The sequence below is a fragment of the Pseudomonas sp. B21-040 genome (assembly GCF_024748695.1).
GTDB lineage: Bacteria > Pseudomonadota > Gammaproteobacteria > Pseudomonadales > Pseudomonadaceae > Aquipseudomonas.
The window spans coordinates 4,731,565-4,749,364 of sequence record NZ_CP087176.1; the positions used below are offsets into that span (position 1 = coordinate 4,731,565).

Annotated in this window: 22 protein-coding genes; 13 read left to right on the forward strand and 9 right to left on the reverse strand. The window is 57.3% G+C overall.

The annotated features are described in order from the left end of the window. The first annotated feature begins 38 nt into the window (after positions 1 to 38). Positions 39 to 581, forward strand: coding sequence for an exonuclease domain-containing protein (locus LOY55_RS21610; RefSeq protein ID WP_109787108.1), 543 nt, complete (start codon positions 39 to 41; stop codon positions 579 to 581). 69 nt (positions 582 to 650) lie between these two features. Beyond that, positions 651 to 935, forward strand: a complete 285-nt coding sequence (locus LOY55_RS21615; RefSeq protein WP_007940055.1) for a pyrimidine/purine nucleoside phosphorylase — start codon at positions 651 to 653, stop codon at positions 933 to 935. Positions 936 to 1,003: 68 nt separating this feature from the next. Here the strand turns inward: LOY55_RS21615 and LOY55_RS21620 are convergent, their stop codons facing one another. Continuing rightward, positions 1,004 to 1,810 (reverse strand): MOSC domain-containing protein, encoded by an 807-nt coding sequence (locus LOY55_RS21620; RefSeq protein ID WP_046032375.1) that lies wholly within the window; start codon positions 1,808 to 1,810, stop codon positions 1,004 to 1,006. A 93-nt stretch (positions 1,811 to 1,903) separates the two neighbouring features. Continuing rightward, the gene (locus LOY55_RS21625) at positions 1,904 to 2,839 is read right to left on the reverse strand and encodes a chemotaxis protein CheV (protein ID WP_046032376.1); all 936 of its coding nucleotides are present in this window, start codon (positions 2,837 to 2,839) and stop codon (positions 1,904 to 1,906) included. A gap of 461 nt (positions 2,840 to 3,300) precedes the next feature. On the opposite strand from LOY55_RS21625, the gene LOY55_RS21630 reads away from it, so the two are divergent. The 3 genes from LOY55_RS21630 to LOY55_RS21640 all read left to right on the forward strand — a co-directional run bounded on the left by LOY55_RS21630 (position 3,301) and on the right by LOY55_RS21640 (position 5,727). After that, a complete protein-coding gene (locus tag LOY55_RS21630) occupies positions 3,301 to 3,771 on the forward strand; it encodes a hypothetical protein (protein WP_109787110.1) in 471 nt (156 codons plus the stop codon). Positions 3,772 to 4,177: 406 nt separating this feature from the next. Then, a complete protein-coding gene (locus LOY55_RS21635) occupies positions 4,178 to 5,071 on the forward strand; it encodes a sensor histidine kinase (RefSeq protein ID WP_077431670.1) in 894 nt (297 codons plus the stop codon). Beyond that, positions 5,068 to 5,727 (forward strand): response regulator transcription factor, encoded by a 660-nt coding sequence (locus LOY55_RS21640; protein ID WP_046032379.1) that lies wholly within the window; start codon positions 5,068 to 5,070, stop codon positions 5,725 to 5,727. The genes LOY55_RS21635 and LOY55_RS21640 overlap by 4 nt, the downstream gene beginning before the upstream one ends. Here LOY55_RS21640 and yegS read toward each other — a convergent pair whose 3' ends face one another. Next, positions 5,728 to 6,627, reverse strand: coding sequence for a lipid kinase YegS (gene yegS, locus LOY55_RS21645; protein ID WP_109787111.1), 900 nt, complete (start codon positions 6,625 to 6,627; stop codon positions 5,728 to 5,730). Between the two features lie 322 nt (positions 6,628 to 6,949). Here yegS and LOY55_RS21650 point away from each other — a divergent pair, with 322 nt between their 5' ends. After that, a complete protein-coding gene (locus LOY55_RS21650; protein ID WP_223522791.1) occupies positions 6,950 to 7,258 on the forward strand; it encodes a hypothetical protein in 309 nt (102 codons plus the stop codon). Between the two features lie 64 nt (positions 7,259 to 7,322). Here the strand turns inward: LOY55_RS21650 and glp are convergent, their stop codons facing one another. Next, positions 7,323 to 8,549, reverse strand: a complete 1,227-nt coding sequence (gene glp / locus LOY55_RS21655; RefSeq protein ID WP_223522789.1) for a gephyrin-like molybdotransferase Glp — start codon at positions 8,547 to 8,549, stop codon at positions 7,323 to 7,325. Continuing rightward, positions 8,533 to 9,072 carry a molybdenum cofactor biosynthesis protein B gene (gene moaB / locus LOY55_RS21660; protein ID WP_077431667.1) on the reverse strand — a complete coding sequence of 180 codons (540 nt, stop codon included), beginning with the start codon at positions 9,070 to 9,072 and terminating at the stop codon, positions 8,533 to 8,535. Before moaB ends, glp begins: the two co-directional genes overlap by 17 nt. Before the next feature lie 80 nt (positions 9,073 to 9,152). On the opposite strand from moaB, the gene mobA reads away from it, so the two are divergent. Both mobA and LOY55_RS21670 read left to right on the forward strand, forming a co-directional pair. Continuing rightward, positions 9,153 to 9,761 (forward strand): molybdenum cofactor guanylyltransferase MobA, encoded by a 609-nt coding sequence (mobA, locus tag LOY55_RS21665; RefSeq protein ID WP_223522787.1) that lies wholly within the window; start codon positions 9,153 to 9,155, stop codon positions 9,759 to 9,761. Between the two features lie 72 nt (positions 9,762 to 9,833). After that, complete coding sequence (locus LOY55_RS21670) at positions 9,834 to 10,055, forward strand: YgdI/YgdR family lipoprotein (protein ID WP_046032385.1); 222 nt, start codon at positions 9,834 to 9,836, stop codon at positions 10,053 to 10,055. A gap of 65 nt (positions 10,056 to 10,120) precedes the next feature. Here LOY55_RS21670 and LOY55_RS21675 read toward each other — a convergent pair whose 3' ends face one another. The 3 genes from LOY55_RS21675 to LOY55_RS21685 form a co-directional block, all read right to left on the reverse strand. Then, positions 10,121 to 11,011, reverse strand: a complete 891-nt coding sequence (locus LOY55_RS21675; RefSeq protein ID WP_046032386.1) for a pseudouridine synthase — start codon at positions 11,009 to 11,011, stop codon at positions 10,121 to 10,123. 71 nt (positions 11,012 to 11,082) lie between these two features. After that, the gene (locus LOY55_RS21680; RefSeq protein ID WP_223522785.1) at positions 11,083 to 11,400 is read right to left on the reverse strand and encodes a transcriptional regulator; all 318 of its coding nucleotides are present in this window, start codon (positions 11,398 to 11,400) and stop codon (positions 11,083 to 11,085) included. A gap of 170 nt (positions 11,401 to 11,570) precedes the next feature. Then, on the reverse strand, positions 11,571 to 11,807 hold the full coding sequence (locus LOY55_RS21685; protein WP_007973483.1) for a glutaredoxin family protein: 237 nt from the start codon (positions 11,805 to 11,807) through the stop codon (positions 11,571 to 11,573). A gap of 199 nt (positions 11,808 to 12,006) precedes the next feature. Here LOY55_RS21685 and LOY55_RS21690 point away from each other — a divergent pair, with 199 nt between their 5' ends. Further along, positions 12,007 to 13,719, forward strand: a complete 1,713-nt coding sequence (locus tag LOY55_RS21690; RefSeq protein ID WP_046032389.1) for a monovalent cation:proton antiporter-2 (CPA2) family protein — start codon at positions 12,007 to 12,009, stop codon at positions 13,717 to 13,719. Position 13,720: 1 nt separating this feature from the next. Here the strand turns inward: LOY55_RS21690 and LOY55_RS21695 are convergent, their stop codons facing one another. Next, positions 13,721 to 14,929, reverse strand: a complete 1,209-nt coding sequence (locus tag LOY55_RS21695) for an ammonium transporter (RefSeq protein WP_046032390.1) — start codon at positions 14,927 to 14,929, stop codon at positions 13,721 to 13,723. Positions 14,930 to 15,237: 308 nt separating this feature from the next. Here LOY55_RS21695 and LOY55_RS21700 point away from each other — a divergent pair, with 308 nt between their 5' ends. The 4 genes from LOY55_RS21700 (at position 15,238) to LOY55_RS21715 (ending at position 17,770) form a co-directional block, all read left to right on the forward strand. After that, positions 15,238 to 15,552 carry a YqjD family protein gene (locus LOY55_RS21700; protein ID WP_077431665.1) on the forward strand — a complete coding sequence of 105 codons (315 nt, stop codon included), beginning with the start codon at positions 15,238 to 15,240 and terminating at the stop codon, positions 15,550 to 15,552. Between the two features lies 1 nt (position 15,553). Then, on the forward strand, positions 15,554 to 15,943 hold the full coding sequence (locus tag LOY55_RS21705) for a phage holin family protein (protein WP_046032392.1): 390 nt from the start codon (positions 15,554 to 15,556) through the stop codon (positions 15,941 to 15,943). Next, entirely contained in the window at positions 15,940 to 16,281 is a 342-nt protein-coding gene (locus LOY55_RS21710; RefSeq protein WP_046032393.1) for a hypothetical protein, read from the forward strand. Before LOY55_RS21705 ends, LOY55_RS21710 begins: the two co-directional genes overlap by 4 nt. Before the next feature lie 157 nt (positions 16,282 to 16,438). Then, the gene (locus tag LOY55_RS21715) at positions 16,439 to 17,770 is read left to right on the forward strand and encodes a deoxyguanosinetriphosphate triphosphohydrolase (RefSeq protein ID WP_046032394.1); all 1,332 of its coding nucleotides are present in this window, start codon (positions 16,439 to 16,441) and stop codon (positions 17,768 to 17,770) included. The last annotated feature ends 30 nt before the right edge of the window (positions 17,771 to 17,800 follow it).

The following is a 17,800-nucleotide window of genomic DNA, read 5'->3' on the forward strand; positions in this document are numbered from 1 at the left end:
TCAAGCCCTATCAGGACGCGGATACCAGGAACCCTGCGATGCCTCACTGGCTGGTGATAGATCTGGAAGCCACCACCGATGAAGGTGGCTGGCCAGTAACGGAAATGGAAATCATCGAAATCGGTGCCACCCTGGTGGACCGCAAAGGTCGCGAACTGGACCACTTCCAGCGTTTCGTGCGACCGCTGCGGCGGCCTTTGCTGACACCGTTTTGCCGGGAGCTGACTCACATCACCCAAGGCAATATCGATGCCGCGCAACCGTTGACCGAGGTTTGGCCGTCATTCGAACGCTGGCTGGAGCCGCATCATTCTTGTCTGGATGGTTGGGCGAGTTGGGGCGATTACGATCGCAAACAATTGGTTCAGGAGTGGGAGCGCCTGCAACTCGACAGCGCCCTGAGCCGGATACCGCACATGAACCTCAAGCAACGCTTTGCCAAGGCCAGACGGCTGGAACGTCCGCTGGGGCTCAATGGCGCCTTGCAACTGGCGGGCCTGCAGTTCACCGGGCAGCAACACCGGGCACTGGAAGATGCGCGCAATACAGCACGCCTGTTGCCACTGGTTTTCCCCACCTAGAGAGGTGACGGCGTTCGAGGCCTTGTGCATACTGGCCGGCCCTTTTTAGCCCTTTTCGAGGAATCGCCCATGTTTAAAGTCAACGAGTACTTCGACGGCACCGTCAAGTCGATCGCCTTTGGCACTGCTGAAGGTCCTGCGACCATCGGCGTCATGGCTCCGGGCGAGTACGAATTCGGCACCAGCCAGCGTGAAATCATGCACGTGGTCAGCGGTGCTCTCACCGTTAAACTGCCTGACAGCAGCGACTGGGAAACCTTCGCCGCCGGCAGCCAGTTCAATGTGCCTGCCAACAGCAAGTTCCAGCTGAAAGTGGCCGTCGACACCGCTTACCTGTGTGAATACCGCGGCTAAACCCCCGGGTTCTCATCGCAAAAAAATGCCCGTGTCCTTGGACACGGGCATTTTTCATTTCGGGGTTCTCATTCGAGAATCGTCACCGACATCCCGACTTCCAGATGACCGTTGCTATCGTTAACCAGGTTCTGACCAAACATCGCGCCGTCGGCTTGGGCACGGTACTTCTGCAACGTGGCCAGCGGCTCCCGGTCTTCGCTGCGCTCGCCAGTTTGCGGGTCGATGGTGGTCAGAATGCAGCGCGAACAGGACTTGACCACCCGGAACTCGACGTCACCGATGCGAATACGCTTCCAGCCATCTTCGGCAAAAGCTTCACTGCCCTCGATCACCAGGTTCGGTCGAAAGCGCAGCATCTCAAGTGGACGCCCGACCTTTTGCGACAAGTCTTCCAGGGACGACTGCCCGATCAGCAATAACGGGTAGCCGTCGGCGAACGCAACCTGATCATCGTCGTTGCCGTAACCGGCCTCCGTGGTGCGTGCACGATCCAGAGGAACTTGCACCAGCCGCGTCGGTTTACCAATGAACTCGCTGACCCAGGCACCTGCTGCGTCACCGGCATCCGGCACCCGCAAGGTGTCACGCCAGATAGTCACACCACGCAGTGGCGCGTCGTTACCGGGCAAGGCGATATCGATTGACGTGTGGCCCGGTGCATTGAGGGTCAGCCCGCCATCGGCATTCCACAACGCCGACAATTGGCTCATTGACGCTACCGCGCGCTGGGTCAGGAAGCGCCCGCTGGCCTCATCGACCAGCATCCAGCGTCGATCACCGTCCAAACCCAGCTTGTCGAGGCCGACGCGTTGCAAGGGTTCGCCCTTGCCGGATTTCAACGGATAACGATAAAGCGCGCTCAGACGCAGCATGGCCAGCTCCTTGGTGGGCAAAAAAAACCCACCCTATACGAGCTTGATCGCCGAATCAAAGGCTGACGTAACCGCCAGCCTGTCGCACCGAAATCAGGCCGGCACTTCGTCGAGCATCAGGCGCTGGCGCACCACGTCGACGAGTTTGTCCGGCTGAAATTTGGAGAGGAAGTTGTCACAGCCGACTTTCTTGACCATCGAGTCGTTGAAGCTGCCCGACAGCGAGGTGTGCAGGACGACATAAAGGCCGCGTAGACGTGGGTCATTGCGAATTTCTGTGGTCAGGCGATAGCCGTCCATTTCCGGCATCTCTGCGTCGGTGAACACCATCAGCAATTTGTCGGTCATCGATACGCCCGTATCAGCCCAGGCCTTGAGCATATTCAGTGCTTTCAGACCGTCGCTGGCAATGTGCATCTTCACGCCCAACTGACCCAGGGTGTCGCGCAATTGCGACAGGGCGACGTTGGAGTCATCGACCAGCAGCACTTCCCTGCCACGGGCGCGCTCCAGCACCGGGTCTTCGAGTTTTTCGCGAGAGACTTTGGCGTTGTACGGCACGATTTCGGCCAAGACTTTTTCGACGTCGATGATTTCGACCAACTGGTCGTCAACCTTGCTGATCGCCGTCAAATAATGCTGGCGACCGGCACTGGTCGGCGGCGGCAGGATGGCTTCCCAGTTCATGTTGACGATGCGGTCCACGCCCCCGACCAGAAACGCCTGCACCGACCGGTTGTATTCAGTGACGATGATCGTGCTGGTCGGGCTCGGCACCAGCGGACGCATGCCGATGGCCTGGGACAGATCAATCACCGGCAAAGTCTGGCCACGCAGGTTGACCACGCCACAAACAAAAGGATGGCGTTGCGGCATCAGGGTCAGTTTCGGCAGTTGCAGCACTTCCTGCACTTTAAAGACGTTGATCGCAAATAATTGCCGGCCGGCCAGGCGAAACATGAGAATTTCCAGGCGATTCTCACCCACCAGTTGCGTGCGTTGGTCTACCGTGTCGAGAATGCCGGCCATTAATGACTCCTGGGCTTGTTCTGATTAATTCACTAAAAGGGTTTATCGGCTGTTATTGCCAGATCTTGACCTTGAGACAAAATGCCACGATCGAGCATTGATGTCACATTAACATCATGCTTTACTGCATCCGCACTCAATCAGCTTTACTCCCTGCGGCGCGACCACGGTTTGCACGTTAGGTTCCCTCACGTAAGGGATTCCCCTAGTAACAATCAGGCCCAACCTGATATTCGCAATATCCAATAGCCATTAATGTGACGCCATTCTCATTGCATGAACGGAGTCAGGCTTTTGTGTGCGATCGCAGGTAAGTGGCCACCCACCCGCTCGAGTTCCCCAGCCTTAGCCCAGGCCTGCCGGAGCGCGATCTCATGCCGGCATGGCAGCGCCGGGACGCAAGACGTCCTCGTCGACATACGCGACATCCCCTCATTTGACATGACGTTGTGGAGATAAGCATGCCGAACAAATCGAAGCAGTGGGCTCAGCGTCTACCCGAGTTTCTTGTTGAGGCGGAAACCCTCCTGGCCAAATCGGAGGAGTGCCTGAACCACTTGCAACTGATCAGTAATGACCAGGACGCAATCGATTGCATGCTCAGCAGCCTGCTCAAACTGGCGAGCCGGGCCGACGCCCTCGCACTGCAAGCCGTGTCGGAGTTTTCCCTGCATATCCACGGTTTGCTCAACCTGGGCCACAACCACATTGACCTGCACGAGCAGGCACTGGGTGCACTGAAGGACTGCTTCACGCTGATGGCCTGGCAGCTCGAACTCATCGACCAGACCACCGGCCAACTCAGCCTTGATGACAGTGAACAGACGTCCCTGATCGAAGCCTTTGCGGTCCAGATCGGACAAAGTCATTTTCAGTTACCGGTTAATTCCAAACCCTTTACGCTCGTTACCTATTCGGAACGACAGGCTTAAATTAGTCAGACAACTTTGCAGTGCGCATTCTTATTGCCCTGATGCAGCTCCCTATATGAGCGCTCATGTCGCAATTGAATACTTCGTACCTGCAAACGACAGTCATTAATCGCCCCCTCCGTAAAACTTTTTCTATTGTGGAACTATCGTCCAGCCTTCTTGTTTCCTGACTCTGTGGACATATATACCAAACGCGACCAACGGTATCTTAGGTGGTATTATGCCGACCATTAGTTGACGCCAATTAATGGCAAAGTGACGCCAGATGAGAGCAGGCCGATAAAGGTTGAAGTTCCACCACTGGACCGCGCCCTGTTCAAGACGACCACTACAGTTTTTCAGACAGAGACCCGTCAGCCACTATGGCCGGTCTGCCCGCAGCGAACATTCATTGGCTCCATCCGCTATGTACGCCAGCCTCAAGTCACTCACCCAATGGCCACCTTCCCAAAATAACGCGCGACGGTTCACGCTGTTGCTGTGCGTTTGCTCGACCCTTGGCACCCTGCTGGTCTTCGGTTTGTCCGCCCCCCTTCCATTGAGCTTGCTGCTGCTCAATATCGCGGCATTGACCAGCGTCTGGGTGCAGCATCGCCTCTCGAGCACGTCCATAAAATTTCAGCCGCAAGAGCTGGCGGACCGCCTGTTGGAAGTACAGGAAAACGAACGCCATCGGCTGAGCAGAGAATTGCACGACGATATTGGCCAATTGCTGACCGCTGCAAAACTTCAAAGTGAATGGCTCAAGCGCCGGATGCCAGAAGACATGCAGGGCCAGTGTTCAGTGCTTTGCGACACACTGGAAGAAACCCTGACCAAGGTTCGTGACGTCTCGGCCATTCTCAATCCCAGGCAGTTGACGAGTCTCGGGCTGGAAGCCAGCCTTCGTGCGCATCTGCTCAAGACCCTGGCCAATACATCAATGCACTGGAGCCTGGAATGCCATCAACGCTTGACCGGCATACCAGAGGAAATGGCGGTGGCAGCGTTTCGAATTACCCAGGAAGCAGTGACCAATATCCAGCGTCACGCTGAAGCAAAAAATCTGCTGGTTCGCCTGCAACGTATGCCCCAAGGCCTGTCATTATTGATCAGCGACGACGGCCAGGGTTTCGCACCGGCGGCGGATCCTGGTCGAGAGGGCCAGCGTGGGATGGCCGGGATGCGGGAGCGGATCGATCAGTTGGGCGGAACGTTGGCCGTGACCAGCGAGCCGGGTAAAGGTACTCAAATCGAAGCACTCTTCCCCTGGGCGCCCCGCGCGCTCGAACGGGCCAGTACGAATAAGGTTATGCATTGACTTGTAACTTACTTCTGGTGGATGACCACTCGCTTATCAGGGCAGGCGTGCGCGCTCTGGTGCTGGATATTCCCGGCTATGCAGTTATTGGCGAGGCCAACGACGGCGCACAGTTGCTCGAAATGGTCGAGAAACTGTCCCCTGACATTGTTCTGCTGGATATTTCCATGAAGGAGACCAGCGGCCTTGAAGCCTTGCAGCGACTCAAACAAGTGCGCCCTCAAAGCAAAGTACTGATTCTGTCGATGCACACTGATCCTGCACTGATCATGCAAGCCCTGGAGTCCGGCGCTCATGGCTATTTGCTCAAAGACACGACGGCCACCGAGCTGGAACACGCCCTGGATGCCTTGCGCAACAACGAACGCTACCTGAGCCCTGCCATCGCCCACACCGTTATCAACCAGGCGCTGATCCGCAACCAGAAGCAGCAACCGGAAGTACCCGACTCACACAACCTGACGGCACGGCAACTGGAAATCCTGCGACTGATTGTTCGCGGAAAATCCACCCGGGAAATCGCCAACGGCTTGGGCCTTAGTATCAAGACCGTTGAAACCCACCGCTCGCAGATCATGAAACGCCTGCAGATCTACGACGTGGCTGGCCTGGTCCTGTTCGCGGTACGCGAGCAAATCATCAGCCTGGACGATTAGCTACCGCGATGCTCGCAATAGCGGTGAATTCTCCGGCAAGTGCACGCGCAATGCCGCTGGACGCGCAGAAAAACGCAAGCTGTCGCCTTCCAGAGGCTCGCCATCAAGGTTGATGTGCAGTCCTTCCGAAACCTTGATCTCAACCCAGGGCAATCGAGCGCGCACAAACATGTTGTCGATGCCAAAACCATCGGCCAGCAGGTTTTTCAAGGTCCCGATCACTTCCTGTGGCGCTGGCAAAATGCTGATATCCAGCAAACCATCGTCCGCCAGCGCTTCCGGGCATAGCACATGCCCACCCCCCGCTTGCCGACCATTGCCGATGCCGAGTGCCAACAGTTCGCCGCTCCAATGAAAACCTGGCCCCTGCAAATCGCCATAAGCGGCATGCAACTCACTGAAGCGTGAGAGACCGGTAAACAGGTAGGCTGCGCCGCCGAGAACTTTTTTCAACTCTTCCGATGTATTGGCCGTGACCTGACTGCCGAAACCGCCGGTGGCCATGTTCAGAAAGATTTGCCCCCCCACCTCCCCCAAATCGATAGCGTGCGGCGCAACATCCAGAAGTTCCAGTGCCAGTGCTGGCACAAGCGGCACACCGGCGGCGCAAGCAAAATCGTTGGCGGTGCCCAACGGCATCAAGACCAGACTGGCCTGATTCGGGTGCATCGACATGGCCTCGGCGATATCGCGCAAAGTGCCATCGCCGCCACCGGCAATCAGTTGCTTATAGCCTGCGCTCAACGCCTCTTCCACCAACCGCTGTGCGTCACCCGCCTCCCAGGTCAATCGGACGGCCAGATCCCAACCCTGCTCGCGCTTGCCTTCGACGGCCGCACGAACTGCCTCATTGAGTGCCTGCTTGCCATGCAGAATCAACAGCGCCTTGCGCTCACCCATTGTTGTCGCTCCTGATTGGGATTCATTCTGGAGATGTTGACCTCACAGAGCCCTGGAAAGGTCGCAACGCATTGAGTTTTTTCGACGCGCACAGGTTTGTGTTCCTACAGGGCGGGATATTTTCTTACGACATGTGAGGAATCGGCTCAATTGACCAACCTGGACGATTGGTACACTTTGGTGTCGGCGAATATCAGCCATCAACAGCAATCACACAGGGATGTGCAAGCAATGAGTAGACACCCTTCAAGGGCCTTAAAAGACACAATCAATTCGAGTTTCGGCGACCCGAAGGGCATTGATGCAAGGAGCGCTTTTCTCCATGCAAGCTCATGACATCACGTTACCGATGAGCCCGGTGATGCCGTTCTCGGAAAGCCGCGCCAATCATCAGACTGAACTCAACAAAAACGCAAAACCCGCTGGAGCAGTTGATATGGAACCTCGCGTCATTGAGCTGGAGACCCATCTGAAATACATCCGAAGAGACATGGATGAAGTGCGCAGTGACGTCAAATCCATCAAGCACAGGCTTGCCTACTCGGCTGGCGGCGCAGCAGTAGTTCTCGGGTTGTTGGGTTGGGTCGCCAATAGCCGCTTTGACCAGGTCGTGACACTTCTGGTCCGTTAAGCGTTGGACATGCACGCAAGTCCCGGCCGTTTCACCGGGCTTGCGGCAAGAGCGTGCTTTGAGGTCAGTTCAGGATTTCGCTCAGCGGAATGAACACGACATATTCACCCGAGATCAACGTCCGCCCTTCCAACACCTCAACCAAACCATCGGCCCAGGCAGCACTACGAAGTACGCCAGAGCTCTGATTCTTGTAAATGATTGCCCGGCCGTTCTCCAGGCGCCCACGCAAGTATTCTCGGCGATTGCCAGCTTTAGGCCAGTCGAACCCTGCGGGCACCTGAAACTTCAATGGCTCGACCTCTTTTACACCTTGGCGGCGCAACAGATAGGGTTTTGCCAACAAAGCAAAAGTGACCAGTGTCGACGCCGGATTGCCGGGCAACCCGATCACAGGTACACCCCGGAAATGCCCGAATGTCAGCGGCTTGCCAGGTTTGATGGCGAGTTTCCAAAGCGACAGTTCGCCCGCTTCGCGCAGCGCCATGCCCAGGAAATCCGCTTCACCTACAGACACCCCTCCCGTAGAGAGGATCAAATCGACATCGTTCAACTCGCCCAAACGGGCACGGGTGATCGCCAGATCATCAGGAAGAATGCCGGCATCGATGACTTCACAGCCCAGCCGCTGCAACCAACTGCACAGCAACACCCGATTGCTGTTGTAGATCTGTCCCGGGCCCAGGGCCTGACCCGGTTCAACCAATTCATCTCCGGTGGAGAGAACCGCAACACGAACCTTGCGAACCACGTCCAGTTCAGCACAACCCAGCGATGCCGCCAGCCCCTGTTCGATAGCCCCAAGTCGCGTGCCGGCCGGCAAAATCAGTTCGCCGACCGTCGTTTCCTGACCTTGTGGCCGGATGTTTTGACCGGGGCTCATCGGTTCGATGAAGCGGATCCGTTCATTTTCCAGAACCTCGGCATTTTCCTGCATTTCGACACAGTCGGCGCCTGCTGGCACGGGCGCACCGGTGAAGATTCGGGCACAAGTACCCGGCTTCAACGGTTCAGGCGCCTGACCGGCATATACCTTCTGGCTGACCACCAACGGTTCTCCCGTCCAGTCAGCAACTCGCAAGGCGTAACCGTCCATGGCACTGTTCGGCCAAGGCGGCAGATCGAGCGTCGAGACCAGGTCATCGGCGAGCACACGCCCCTGAACCTGTGCCAGCGGCAAACGTTCACGGTCGTGGATGGGCGAGGCGTCCGCCATTTCCAGCAGACGCGCCAGCGCCACCTCGACAGGCATCAGGCTACCGCTTTTACCTGGCTTACCCGCGGGATTCACAGGGTGCCGCCTGCTTCAAGTGGGCCACGAAATTGCAGGGACGATGACGAGAATCCAGCTGTTCGGCGAGAATGCCATCCCAGCCGGTGCGAACGGCATTGGTAGAACCTGGCAAGCAGCAGACCAGCGTCCCGTTGGCCAAACCGGCCAGAGCCCGTGACTGCACGGTCGAGGTGCCGATATCGGCAACGGAAATCTGCCGGAACAGTTCACCAAAACCATCCACTTGCTTATCCAACAGGCAACTCACCGCCTCCGGCGTGCTGTCGCGCCCCGTAAACCCGGTACCGCCAGTGATCAGCACCACCTGAACCACTTCATCGGCAATCCAATTGGCGACTTGCGCACGAATTTTGTAGAGATCATCTTTAAGCAACACTCGAGCGGCCAGGTTGTGACCGGCTGCGCTCAAGCCGTCGACAAATACCTGGCCTGACGTATCGGTTTCCAGAGTTCGAGTATCGCTGACCGTCAGCACCGCGATGTTAAGCGGTGCGAACGGTACATCAGCCTTGGCTTTCATAGGCTCGTCCAGTTGTAGGAAAAACAGCTCGGTGTTATATCACAGCGCTTCAATTTTTCAGCGTCCCATGGAGACCTGCCATGACCTCGAATTCACCATTGCCACCCTGCTCCATTCTGCTCCTGGCAGGTGGTCGCGGCCAACGCATGGGCGGTCAGGACAAAGGTTTGCTGAAATGGCATGGCGAGCCGCTGATTGCGCACCTGCATCGAAAAACCCGTGGCCTGAGCGATGACTTGATCATCTCGTGCAACAGGAACCTGGACACGTACGCGCCGTATGCCGATCAGTTGGTCCATGACGACGAAGGTGATTTCCCTGGACCGTTGGCCGGGATTCGCGCGGGTCTCAAAGCTGCGCGCCACGCTCATCTGCTGGTGTTGCCGTGCGACGTACCTCGCATTAGCGCCGCCCTGCTCCAGAGCATGCGCGAAACTGCCAACCAGCATCCGGACAAACCGCTGATGCTGCGCCAGGGCGAACACTGGGAGCCGCTGCTGTGTATCATCCCGGTCGCGCTTTGCGCGGCGTTCGACTCCGCATGGAATGACGGTGAACGCAGTCCGGGGCGCATTATGCGCAAGCTGGGGGCCAGCGCTCTGCAATGCGCCGAAAACGACCCTCGCCTGGCCAACCTGAATACCCCGGAACTGCTAAGCACGCACAGCCCCGAGTCAGAACGACTCTAGCCAAGGAACTTGCGTGCGCTGTATACGTCTCAAGCTCAGTAATCAAAAGAATTCATATTTGGAGACACTCTCATGACTCAACGGATCCTCGCCACTTTCATGCTCGCCGCGGGCATCGCGACCCTCGCCGGCTGCGCATCGCCATCAGTGATTACCCTGAATGACGGTCGCGAAATCCAGGCCGTCGACTCGCCACGGTACGATGAAGAATCAGGCTTCTACGAATTCGAACAGCTGGACGGCAAGCAAACCCGCATCAACAAGGATCAGGTTCGCACCGTTAAAGAGTTGTAATCTTTGCCGCTCCAACCGGATACAAAAAGCCCGCTTAATGCGGGCATTTTCGTGGGCGGTATTTTTCACCACTGCAACGTGATAGTGCTTTCAAAGACTCTTTCCTGGCCGGTGACCGGGTCCAGAAACCGCAAGCCCTGCGCGAGCAATTTCAGCGGATTGGCATAGTCATCTTCAATGTCCTTGAGCACCTGCGGATAAAACGGGTCGTTGCAGATACTCGCACCCAGCGCAGTCATGTGTACCCGCAATTGATGTTTCTTGCCCGTCACCGGGTAAAGCGCATATCGCCACAGATCTCCGTTCTTCTCCCGAACCTCGACTGCTGTCTCGGTGTTGCAAATGCCTGGACCTTCCTGCATGCGAAAAAACGGTTCGCCATCGATGAGACGACTTTTATGAACCAAAGGAAAAGTCAGCCCAGGCAAGGCACGGGCGATTGCTTCGTAGCGTTTCTCGATTTGTCGTGTTGGAAATAACGACTGATACGCTGAACGGCTCTGAGGGTTGGCCGAAAACAGCACCAGCCCCGCCGTATGCCGGTCAATGCGATGCAACGGCACCAGATGAGGGTTATCCAGTCGACGAATCAGCCTGCGCAGCAGCGTCTGCTCCACGTATTCGCCAGCCGGCGTCACTGGCAGAAAGTGCGGCTTGTCTGCGACGACCAAGTGCTCGTCGGCATAGAGAATCGTCTCGACTACCGGGATCGGCTTCTCGTCCGGCACCTCACGAAAATAATGAATCCGCAGGCCTTCCTTGTAGGGTAGATCAAGCGTGATCGGCATTCCGTGCCCGTCCAGCACCCGACCACGCGCCACTCTGTCCAGCCATTGGTCACGGCCGATAGCGCTGAAGTGTTCGCACAGGCAATCGATGACGGTCTGCCACGAACCAGGCGGCAGATAGAGTGTGCTGGCCTGGTTGTGTGCCGCAGAAAAAGTTGAAGTGGACATACGAACGTTCTGACCCTCGATACAGGCCGGCATTATCCAACAGCAGCCGAGTCGAACCTAGCAGAGAATCCTCATGCCGGAATTTGTGCGCGCGCCGCCGCGTCGGTGAACTCCTTGAGCCAGCGCAATACATCGACGGCTTCCCAGCGAGCAGGATCGTAAAGCGCATACAACAACCCCTGATAGCCCACGACATCCAGCTGCCGGTGGTAACCCGCACGCTGGAACAACGCCTCGATTTCGGCAAAACAGGTATTGAAATGCACTTTATTGAAGGGCGTTTTGCCTTCCGTCACCAGACCGTCCAGACGCAATTCGAGGACGGCCTCGCGCACAACATCGACCGACATCCGGTTCACGCTGTTTTTCAGTTGTTCGACATTGACCACGATTTATCCCTCTCATACCCCGAACCACCTGCCCATCCCCGAAAACCCGGGACGGAATGGCAGCATTACGAATAGCTGTATGCGCATACAGTATCCGAAGAGTATCGATTAAGCCAAGGGGGTCAATCGCAAAGTTCGACGGGCGGGACCGCCGACCACACAAAAAACGCTTAACGCAAGAACGCCACTACCTCATCGGCACTGAATGGCCACCCCAATTCAGCGCCGGTATCGACTCGTCGCAACACCGGAATGCGCAGGCTGTAGGCGGCGAACCAGGTTTCGTCGTCAGCAATATCGACCAGCTCGACCAACAGGCCACGTTCGACAAACTCCATCAGCATGGCTTCGGCGACTTCACAGAGGTGGCACCCAAGAGTGCCGAACAGCTGACATTCAGGAAGCATGAGCGCTCAACCGAAAAAATTAAGTGTCTATTCTAGGCCTGCCCTGAAAAACCGTCGAGCCGTTGATTCCTCTGCTCTGGAACATGAACCGTAATGACGACGGTTTGACGCATATCACTCGTGATCGGTGCCATTTAAGCGATGCTGGTTTTTTTTGCTTCTACGCTTGAGTAGCCAGCGTCTATCAGCGGAGTTATTCGTGTTTGCCAATCTCTTGATAATCCTCGTTTCCTCTCTGGTGGTCATCGCGCTGTTCCAGCGCCTGCGATTGCCACCGGTTCTGGGCTATCTGTGCGTTGGGTTGATGATTGGTCCGACCGCCTTCGACTGGGTGAATGAAAGCGAAGGGCTGCCATACCTTGCCGAGCTCGGTGTGGTGTTCCTGCTGTTCTCGCTCGGTCTCGAGTTTTCCTTGACGAAAATGATCGCATTACGCCGTGTGGTGTTTGGTCTTGGCAGTTTGCAAGTGCTGGTCAGCGGACTCTTGCTGGGTGTTTTGTTGATAATGTTCGGGATGCCGACCACACCTGCTTTATTACTGGGCGCGGGACTGTCGCTGTCGTCCACCGCCATTGTCAGCAAGGAGTTGAGCAGCCTCGGCGAAATTTTCAGCAGTCATGGCCAGAATGCCATCGCGGTACTGCTGTTCCAGGACGTTGTGGCCGTCTTGCTGCTGACCCTGGTGCCCGTGTTCGCCGGCAGCAGCGATCAAGCCTGGTACTGGGCGCTGCCCCTGACACTGGTAAAAACCGTGGTGTTGTTTGGTGGTCTGATGCTGGTCAGTCGCTGGCTGCTGCCACGGTTGTTCCACGAAGTCGCTGCTGCCCGTTCTCCCGAACTGTTCGTACTGCTGGCGCTGGTCATTGTTCTGCTGACCGCCTGGCTGACTCACTTGCTGGGCCTTTCCCCGGCCTTGGGCGCGTTTCTCGCCGGCATGCTGTTGGGTGAAAGTCATTACCGACACCAGGTCGAGGCGGATATCCGTCCGTTTCGCGACATTCTGCTCGGGGTGTTCTTCGTCAGCATTGGCATGCTCATCGACTTGAATTTGTTTGCCAGTCACGCCCCGCTGATCCTCGCTATGACACTGGGGTTACTGCTGATCAAGGGCACCGTGGTGGCGCTGTTGGTCAAATGGCGTGGCAGCGATGGCGAAACCGCCTGGCGCAGCGGCATGGCGCTGGCCCAAGGGGGGGAGTTCTGCTTTGCACTGATGGCGCAAATGCAACAAAACGATCTGATTCCCGCACAACTTAGCGGCCTGCTGCTGGCCGCCACCTTCTGTTCGATGCTGGTCACGCCATTGATGCTACGTGCGGCCCCGACTATTGCCAAGCGCCTGCACCGCAAGTCCAACAGGGAAGCAAAACTTGAAGAAATCAGCGCCTTGAACGCAGAGCTGGACAAGCATGTCGTCATTTGTGGTTACGGTCGCGTTGGTCAGTCCATCGGTCGCTGCCTGCGCCAACAGCAACAACCTTACATTGCGCTGGACCACGATTCGGTACGGATCGAAGAAGCGGCCGTCAGTGAAAGCTGCGTACATTACGGAGACTCCCGACGCGGCGAACTGCTGGAGGCCGTCGGGTTGGCGCGCGCCAAACTGCTGGTGATCGCCGTGGACCAGGCTGAAATCGCGCTGGAGATCCTCAAGGAGGCCCGCCGGCTCAATTCAAGTGTGCCGATTCTGGTCCGCACCCGGGACGACAGTCAGCTGGCCGAATTGAAAGAGGCCGGCGCCAACGAAGTCGTGCCCGAATTGCTGGAGTCCAGCCTGATGCTCGCCTCCCATGCGCTGATCATGCTGGGACTACCCGCCCATCAGGTACAGGAACGAGTCGATCAGATACGGCACGATCGCTACCGGATGCTCCACGGTTTCTATCCCGGGGCTGTAGATGAAGAGAACTGATTCAGTCCTGACTGACGGCGCCAATCTTGTGCACCGACAAATCCGCGCCGTAATACTCTTCTTCCTGGCTCAAGCGCAGCCCGTGAAACGCCTTGATCGTCCCATACACGGCAAAGCCACCGGCCAGCGCCACGACCACACCCAAAGAGGTGCCGATCAACTGGCTGATCAGGCTCACCCCACCCAAACCGCCCAGCGCGGTCTGACCAAAAATGCCGCACGCGATGCCACCCCACGCACCACACAGACCGTGCAACGGCCACACACCCAGCACATCGTCGATGTGCCATTTGCCCTGCGCCGCGGTAAAACACCAGACAAACAGCGCGCCAGCGATGCCCCCCGTCACCAGCGCACCCACCGGGTGCATCAGGTCGGAGCCAGCGCAAATGGCCACCAGACCGGCCAATGGGCCGTTATGCAGGAAGCCAGGGTCATTGCGTCCGACAATCAGCGCCGCCATGGTTCCGCCGACCATGGCCATCAGCGAATTCACCGCCACCAGTCCGCTCACGCCTTGCAGCGTCTGTGCGCTCATGACGTTGAAGCCAAACCAGCCGACAATCAGGATCCACGAACCCAACGCAAGAAATGGAATGCTCGACGGCGCAAACGCCACCAGACGACCGTCGCGATAGCGCCCCTGTCTTGGCCCGAGCAACAACACCGCCGCGAGCGCCAGCCAGCCGCCCATGGCGTGAACCACTACCGAACCTGCAAAATCATGGAAGCTGGCCCCCACATGGACCAGCAACCAGGCTTGCAAACCAAAATTGCCATTCCAGATCATGCCTTCAAAGAAGGGGTAGATGAACGCCACGATCAGCGCTGTCGCACACAACTGCGGGACAAACCTGGCGCGCTCGGCAATGCCGCCGGAAATGATCGCCGGAATGGCCGCGGCGAAGGTCAGCAAAAAGAAGAATTTCACCAGTGCGTAACCATGGTCGGCGTTGATCACCGCTGCCGGTTGCAGGAAGGTAACGCCATAGGAAATCCAATAGCCTATAAAGAAGTAGGCCAGGGTCGAAATGGCGAAGTCGCTGAGAATCTTCGACAAGGCGTTGACCTGGTTCTTTTGCCGAACCGTGCCAACCTCAAGAAAGGCGAAACCGGCGTGCATGGCCAACACCATGACTGCGCCGATAAGGATGAACAATGTATTGGAGCTGTGGACCAGACTGTCCACCGCGCTTTGCAGATTTTCCATGGAGTTTGGCAGACCTTAAGGCTGAAAAAAGCACCAAAGCAGTTCGCGCAGGCAAACGATGCACCAGTTTGCGGCTCGCCTGGATCGAATCACTGATCCCTGCGAACCGTTTTGGCGCATAGAAGCGTCACCCTCGCGCGAGTTTTGATTGTTTGCGTCAGGGCTTTACTGAAATCATGCCCGGCAACGGCGCATCAGCACCGGCAAACGCACCACGACACAGCAAAAGTTGTACCAGTCATTTGTAATGAACCTTCGCGCAAGGCTCATACTCGAACCCATCAGAAGCCACAGACGGAGATCCACCCATGGCCAGCATCAAGGCAAAGACTGCTCAAGAAATCCTGATGAACGATTTTCAGACTCTGGTCAGCGACACCGAACGGTTGCTGGAACACACCGCCACCCTGGCCGGTGATCAGGCTGATGAGCTGCGTAACCAGATCCACGACAGCCTGTTGCGTGCCCGGGAAACCTTGAAGTTGACCGAAGATTCATTGAAAGAGCGCGGCCAGGCAGCGGTCACCGCGACCGAGGATTATGTTCAGGCCAACCCATGGCAATCGGTCGGGATCGCCGCCGGGGTGGGCTTCCTGATTGGCCTGCTGGCTTCTCGGCGCTGATATGTCTATCGGCGAATCCAGCTCGTCTGCGACGGGCACAAGCGCTACATCGCGACGCCTGGGCGCCGCTTTTCTTGGACTGTTGCACAGCCATGTCGAACTGTTCGGCATCGAGTTGCAGGAACAAAAAGCGCGCACCGTAAGCCTGCTGCTGTTTGCGGGCCTGGCGCTGGTCTTTGCATTATTGCTGCTGGTGGGGTTGTCGACACTGGTGTTGATCGTGTTCTGGGACACTTATCGCCTGGCCGCCATCATCGGGCTCTGCGTGTTCTATACCTTGGCCGCCATATTCTGTGGGCTGCGTTTGAAAGCAGCGGTCTTCGATGAGTCCTCGCCTTTCCATGGCACCCTGCAAGAATTGGCCAACGATCGGGAGCGTCTGCTGCCATGAGCCTGCCTGAACTGCCTCATAACAGCTCGCGCGCGGAAATGCGCAAGGCGTTGATTCGCCTGCGCATGGAAATGCACCGTCAGGAAATTCGCCATGAATCCAGGGAACTGCTGCTGCCCTTGCAGCGGATGCGCGGTATGACGCAAAACCTGCAGGAGAATTTTGGCATCAAGCATGCTCCGCTCTGGGGCGTGGCGGCTGTCACTTTGCTGGGCTTCCTGACCGGCAAAGGCGCCAGACGCGGTGGCGTCAGCAGCCTGACTCGCCTGGTACGGCTGGGCACCAGCCTGGCGCCCTTGATCAAACTGGTCCTGCAAAGCAATTCACGTAAAGACTGAATGGCATGCTTGCAACACCCGCGGGACGAACCTCTTTATCGAGAGGTTCGATCCTGCGTGTCCATCGACATCGACGCCGCCGGGCGCCAGTTCCACTTGCAGGCACCGGCGCGAACCCGGAAGCTAAGGGCTCAGTCACCTGACGGAGAGACCCGCCTTGGATTGGCAAACCCTGCTTACCCGCGAACGCCTCGGAAAACCTCTGCACAGCCCGGAAGAACTCGGCCGCAGCCCTTTCCATAAAGACCATGACCGCATTATTTTCTCAGGCGCTTTTCGCAGGCTTGGACGCAAGACCCAAGTCCATCCGGTCACCAGCAACGATCATATCCATACGCGCCTGACCCACTCACTGGAAGTCAGCTGCGTCGGCCGCTCACTGGGCATGCGTGTGGGCGAAACCATTCGCGACGCCCTGCCCGACTGGTGCGACCCGAGCGATCTGGGAATGGTGGTGCAATCGGCCTGCCTGGCCCATGACATTGGCAACCCACCCTTCGGCCACTCCGGCGAAGACGCCATCCGACACTGGTTCCAGCAGGCCGCAGGCCGTGGTTGGCTGGATGCCATGAGCGAAGTCGAACGCAACGATTTCCTCAATTTCGAAGGCAACGCCCAAGGCTTCCGGGTGCTCACTCAGCTTGAGTACCATCAGTTCGACGGTGGCACGCGGCTGACGTATGCCACGCTGGGTACGTACCTGAAGTATCCCTGGACGGCGAAGCACGCGGACTCACTGGGTTACAAAAAGCACAAGTTCGGCTGTTATCAGAGCGAACTGCCGTTGCTGGAGCAGATCGCTCACAAACTCGGCCTGCCACAACTGGAAGAGCAGCGCTGGGCGCGCCACCCATTGGTGTACCTGATGGAAGCCGCCGATGACATCTGCTACGCGCTGATCGACCTGGAAGACGGTCTGGAAATGGAGTTGCTGGAATACGCCGAAGTCGAGTCTTTGCTACTCAACCTTGTGGGCGACGACCTTCCGGAAACCTATCGCCAACTCGGTCCACTGGATTCGCGGCGTCGCAAACTGGCCATCCTGCGGGGCAAAGCCATCGAACACTTGACCAATGCTGCGGCGCGCGCCTTCGTCGAACAACAGGACGCCCTGTTGGCCGGCACACTGCCCGGTGATCTGGTGGAGCACATGCATGGCCCGGCCAAGCGTTGCGTCTTGAATGCCAAAGACATGGCCAGAAAAAAGATTTTCCAGGACAAACGCAAGACGCTGCATGAAATCGGCGCCTACACCACGCTGGAAATTCTTCTGAACGCGTTTTGCGGAGCGGCGCTGGAACAACACAACGGTCGAACGCCCTCGTTCAAAAGTCGTCGCATCCTTGATCTATTGGGGAACAATGCACCCGATCCTCGCGGGCCTTTGCATACGTCTTTCTTGCGCATGATCGACTTCATCGCCGGTATGACCGACAGCTACGCCAGTGAAATGGCCCTGGAAATGACCGGTCGTTCAAGCCGCGGGTGAATCCCCCTCGACCAGCTGTTCAGATTGCCT

Coding starts and splice junctions, on each gene's coding strand:
- LOY55_RS21615 (WP_007940055.1), top strand. CDS start 651: ATGTTTAAAGTCAACGAGTACTTCGACGGCACCGTCAAGTCGATCGCC.
- LOY55_RS21650 (WP_223522791.1), top strand. CDS start 6,950: ATGCAAGCTCATGACATCACGTTACCGATGAGCCCGGTGATGCCGTTC.
- LOY55_RS21625 (WP_046032376.1), bottom strand. CDS start 2,839: ATGGCCGGCATTCTCGACACGGTAGACCAACGCACGCAACTGGTGGGT.
- LOY55_RS21700 (WP_077431665.1), top strand. CDS start 15,238: ATGGCCAGCATCAAGGCAAAGACTGCTCAAGAAATCCTGATGAACGAT.
- LOY55_RS21620 (WP_046032375.1), bottom strand. CDS start 1,810: ATGCTGCGTCTGAGCGCGCTTTATCGTTATCCGTTGAAATCCGGCAAG.
- LOY55_RS21710 (WP_046032393.1), top strand. CDS start 15,940: ATGAGCCTGCCTGAACTGCCTCATAACAGCTCGCGCGCGGAAATGCGC.
- LOY55_RS21705 (WP_046032392.1), top strand. CDS start 15,554: ATGTCTATCGGCGAATCCAGCTCGTCTGCGACGGGCACAAGCGCTACA.
- LOY55_RS21635 (WP_077431670.1), top strand. CDS start 4,178: ATGTACGCCAGCCTCAAGTCACTCACCCAATGGCCACCTTCCCAAAAT.
- LOY55_RS21695 (WP_046032390.1), bottom strand. CDS start 14,929: ATGGAAAATCTGCAAAGCGCGGTGGACAGTCTGGTCCACAGCTCCAAT.
- moaB (WP_077431667.1), bottom strand. CDS start 9,072: ATGAAAGCCAAGGCTGATGTACCGTTCGCACCGCTTAACATCGCGGTG.
- LOY55_RS21675 (WP_046032386.1), bottom strand. CDS start 11,011: ATGTCCACTTCAACTTTTTCTGCGGCACACAACCAGGCCAGCACACTC.
- mobA (WP_223522787.1), top strand. CDS start 9,153: ATGACCTCGAATTCACCATTGCCACCCTGCTCCATTCTGCTCCTGGCA.
- yegS (WP_109787111.1), bottom strand. CDS start 6,627: ATGGGTGAGCGCAAGGCGCTGTTGATTCTGCATGGCAAGCAGGCACTC.
- LOY55_RS21610 (WP_109787108.1), top strand. CDS start 39: ATGCCTCACTGGCTGGTGATAGATCTGGAAGCCACCACCGATGAAGGT.
- LOY55_RS21670 (WP_046032385.1), top strand. CDS start 9,834: ATGACTCAACGGATCCTCGCCACTTTCATGCTCGCCGCGGGCATCGCG.
- LOY55_RS21685 (WP_007973483.1), bottom strand. CDS start 11,807: ATGCTTCCTGAATGTCAGCTGTTCGGCACTCTTGGGTGCCACCTCTGT.
- LOY55_RS21630 (WP_109787110.1), top strand. CDS start 3,301: ATGCCGAACAAATCGAAGCAGTGGGCTCAGCGTCTACCCGAGTTTCTT.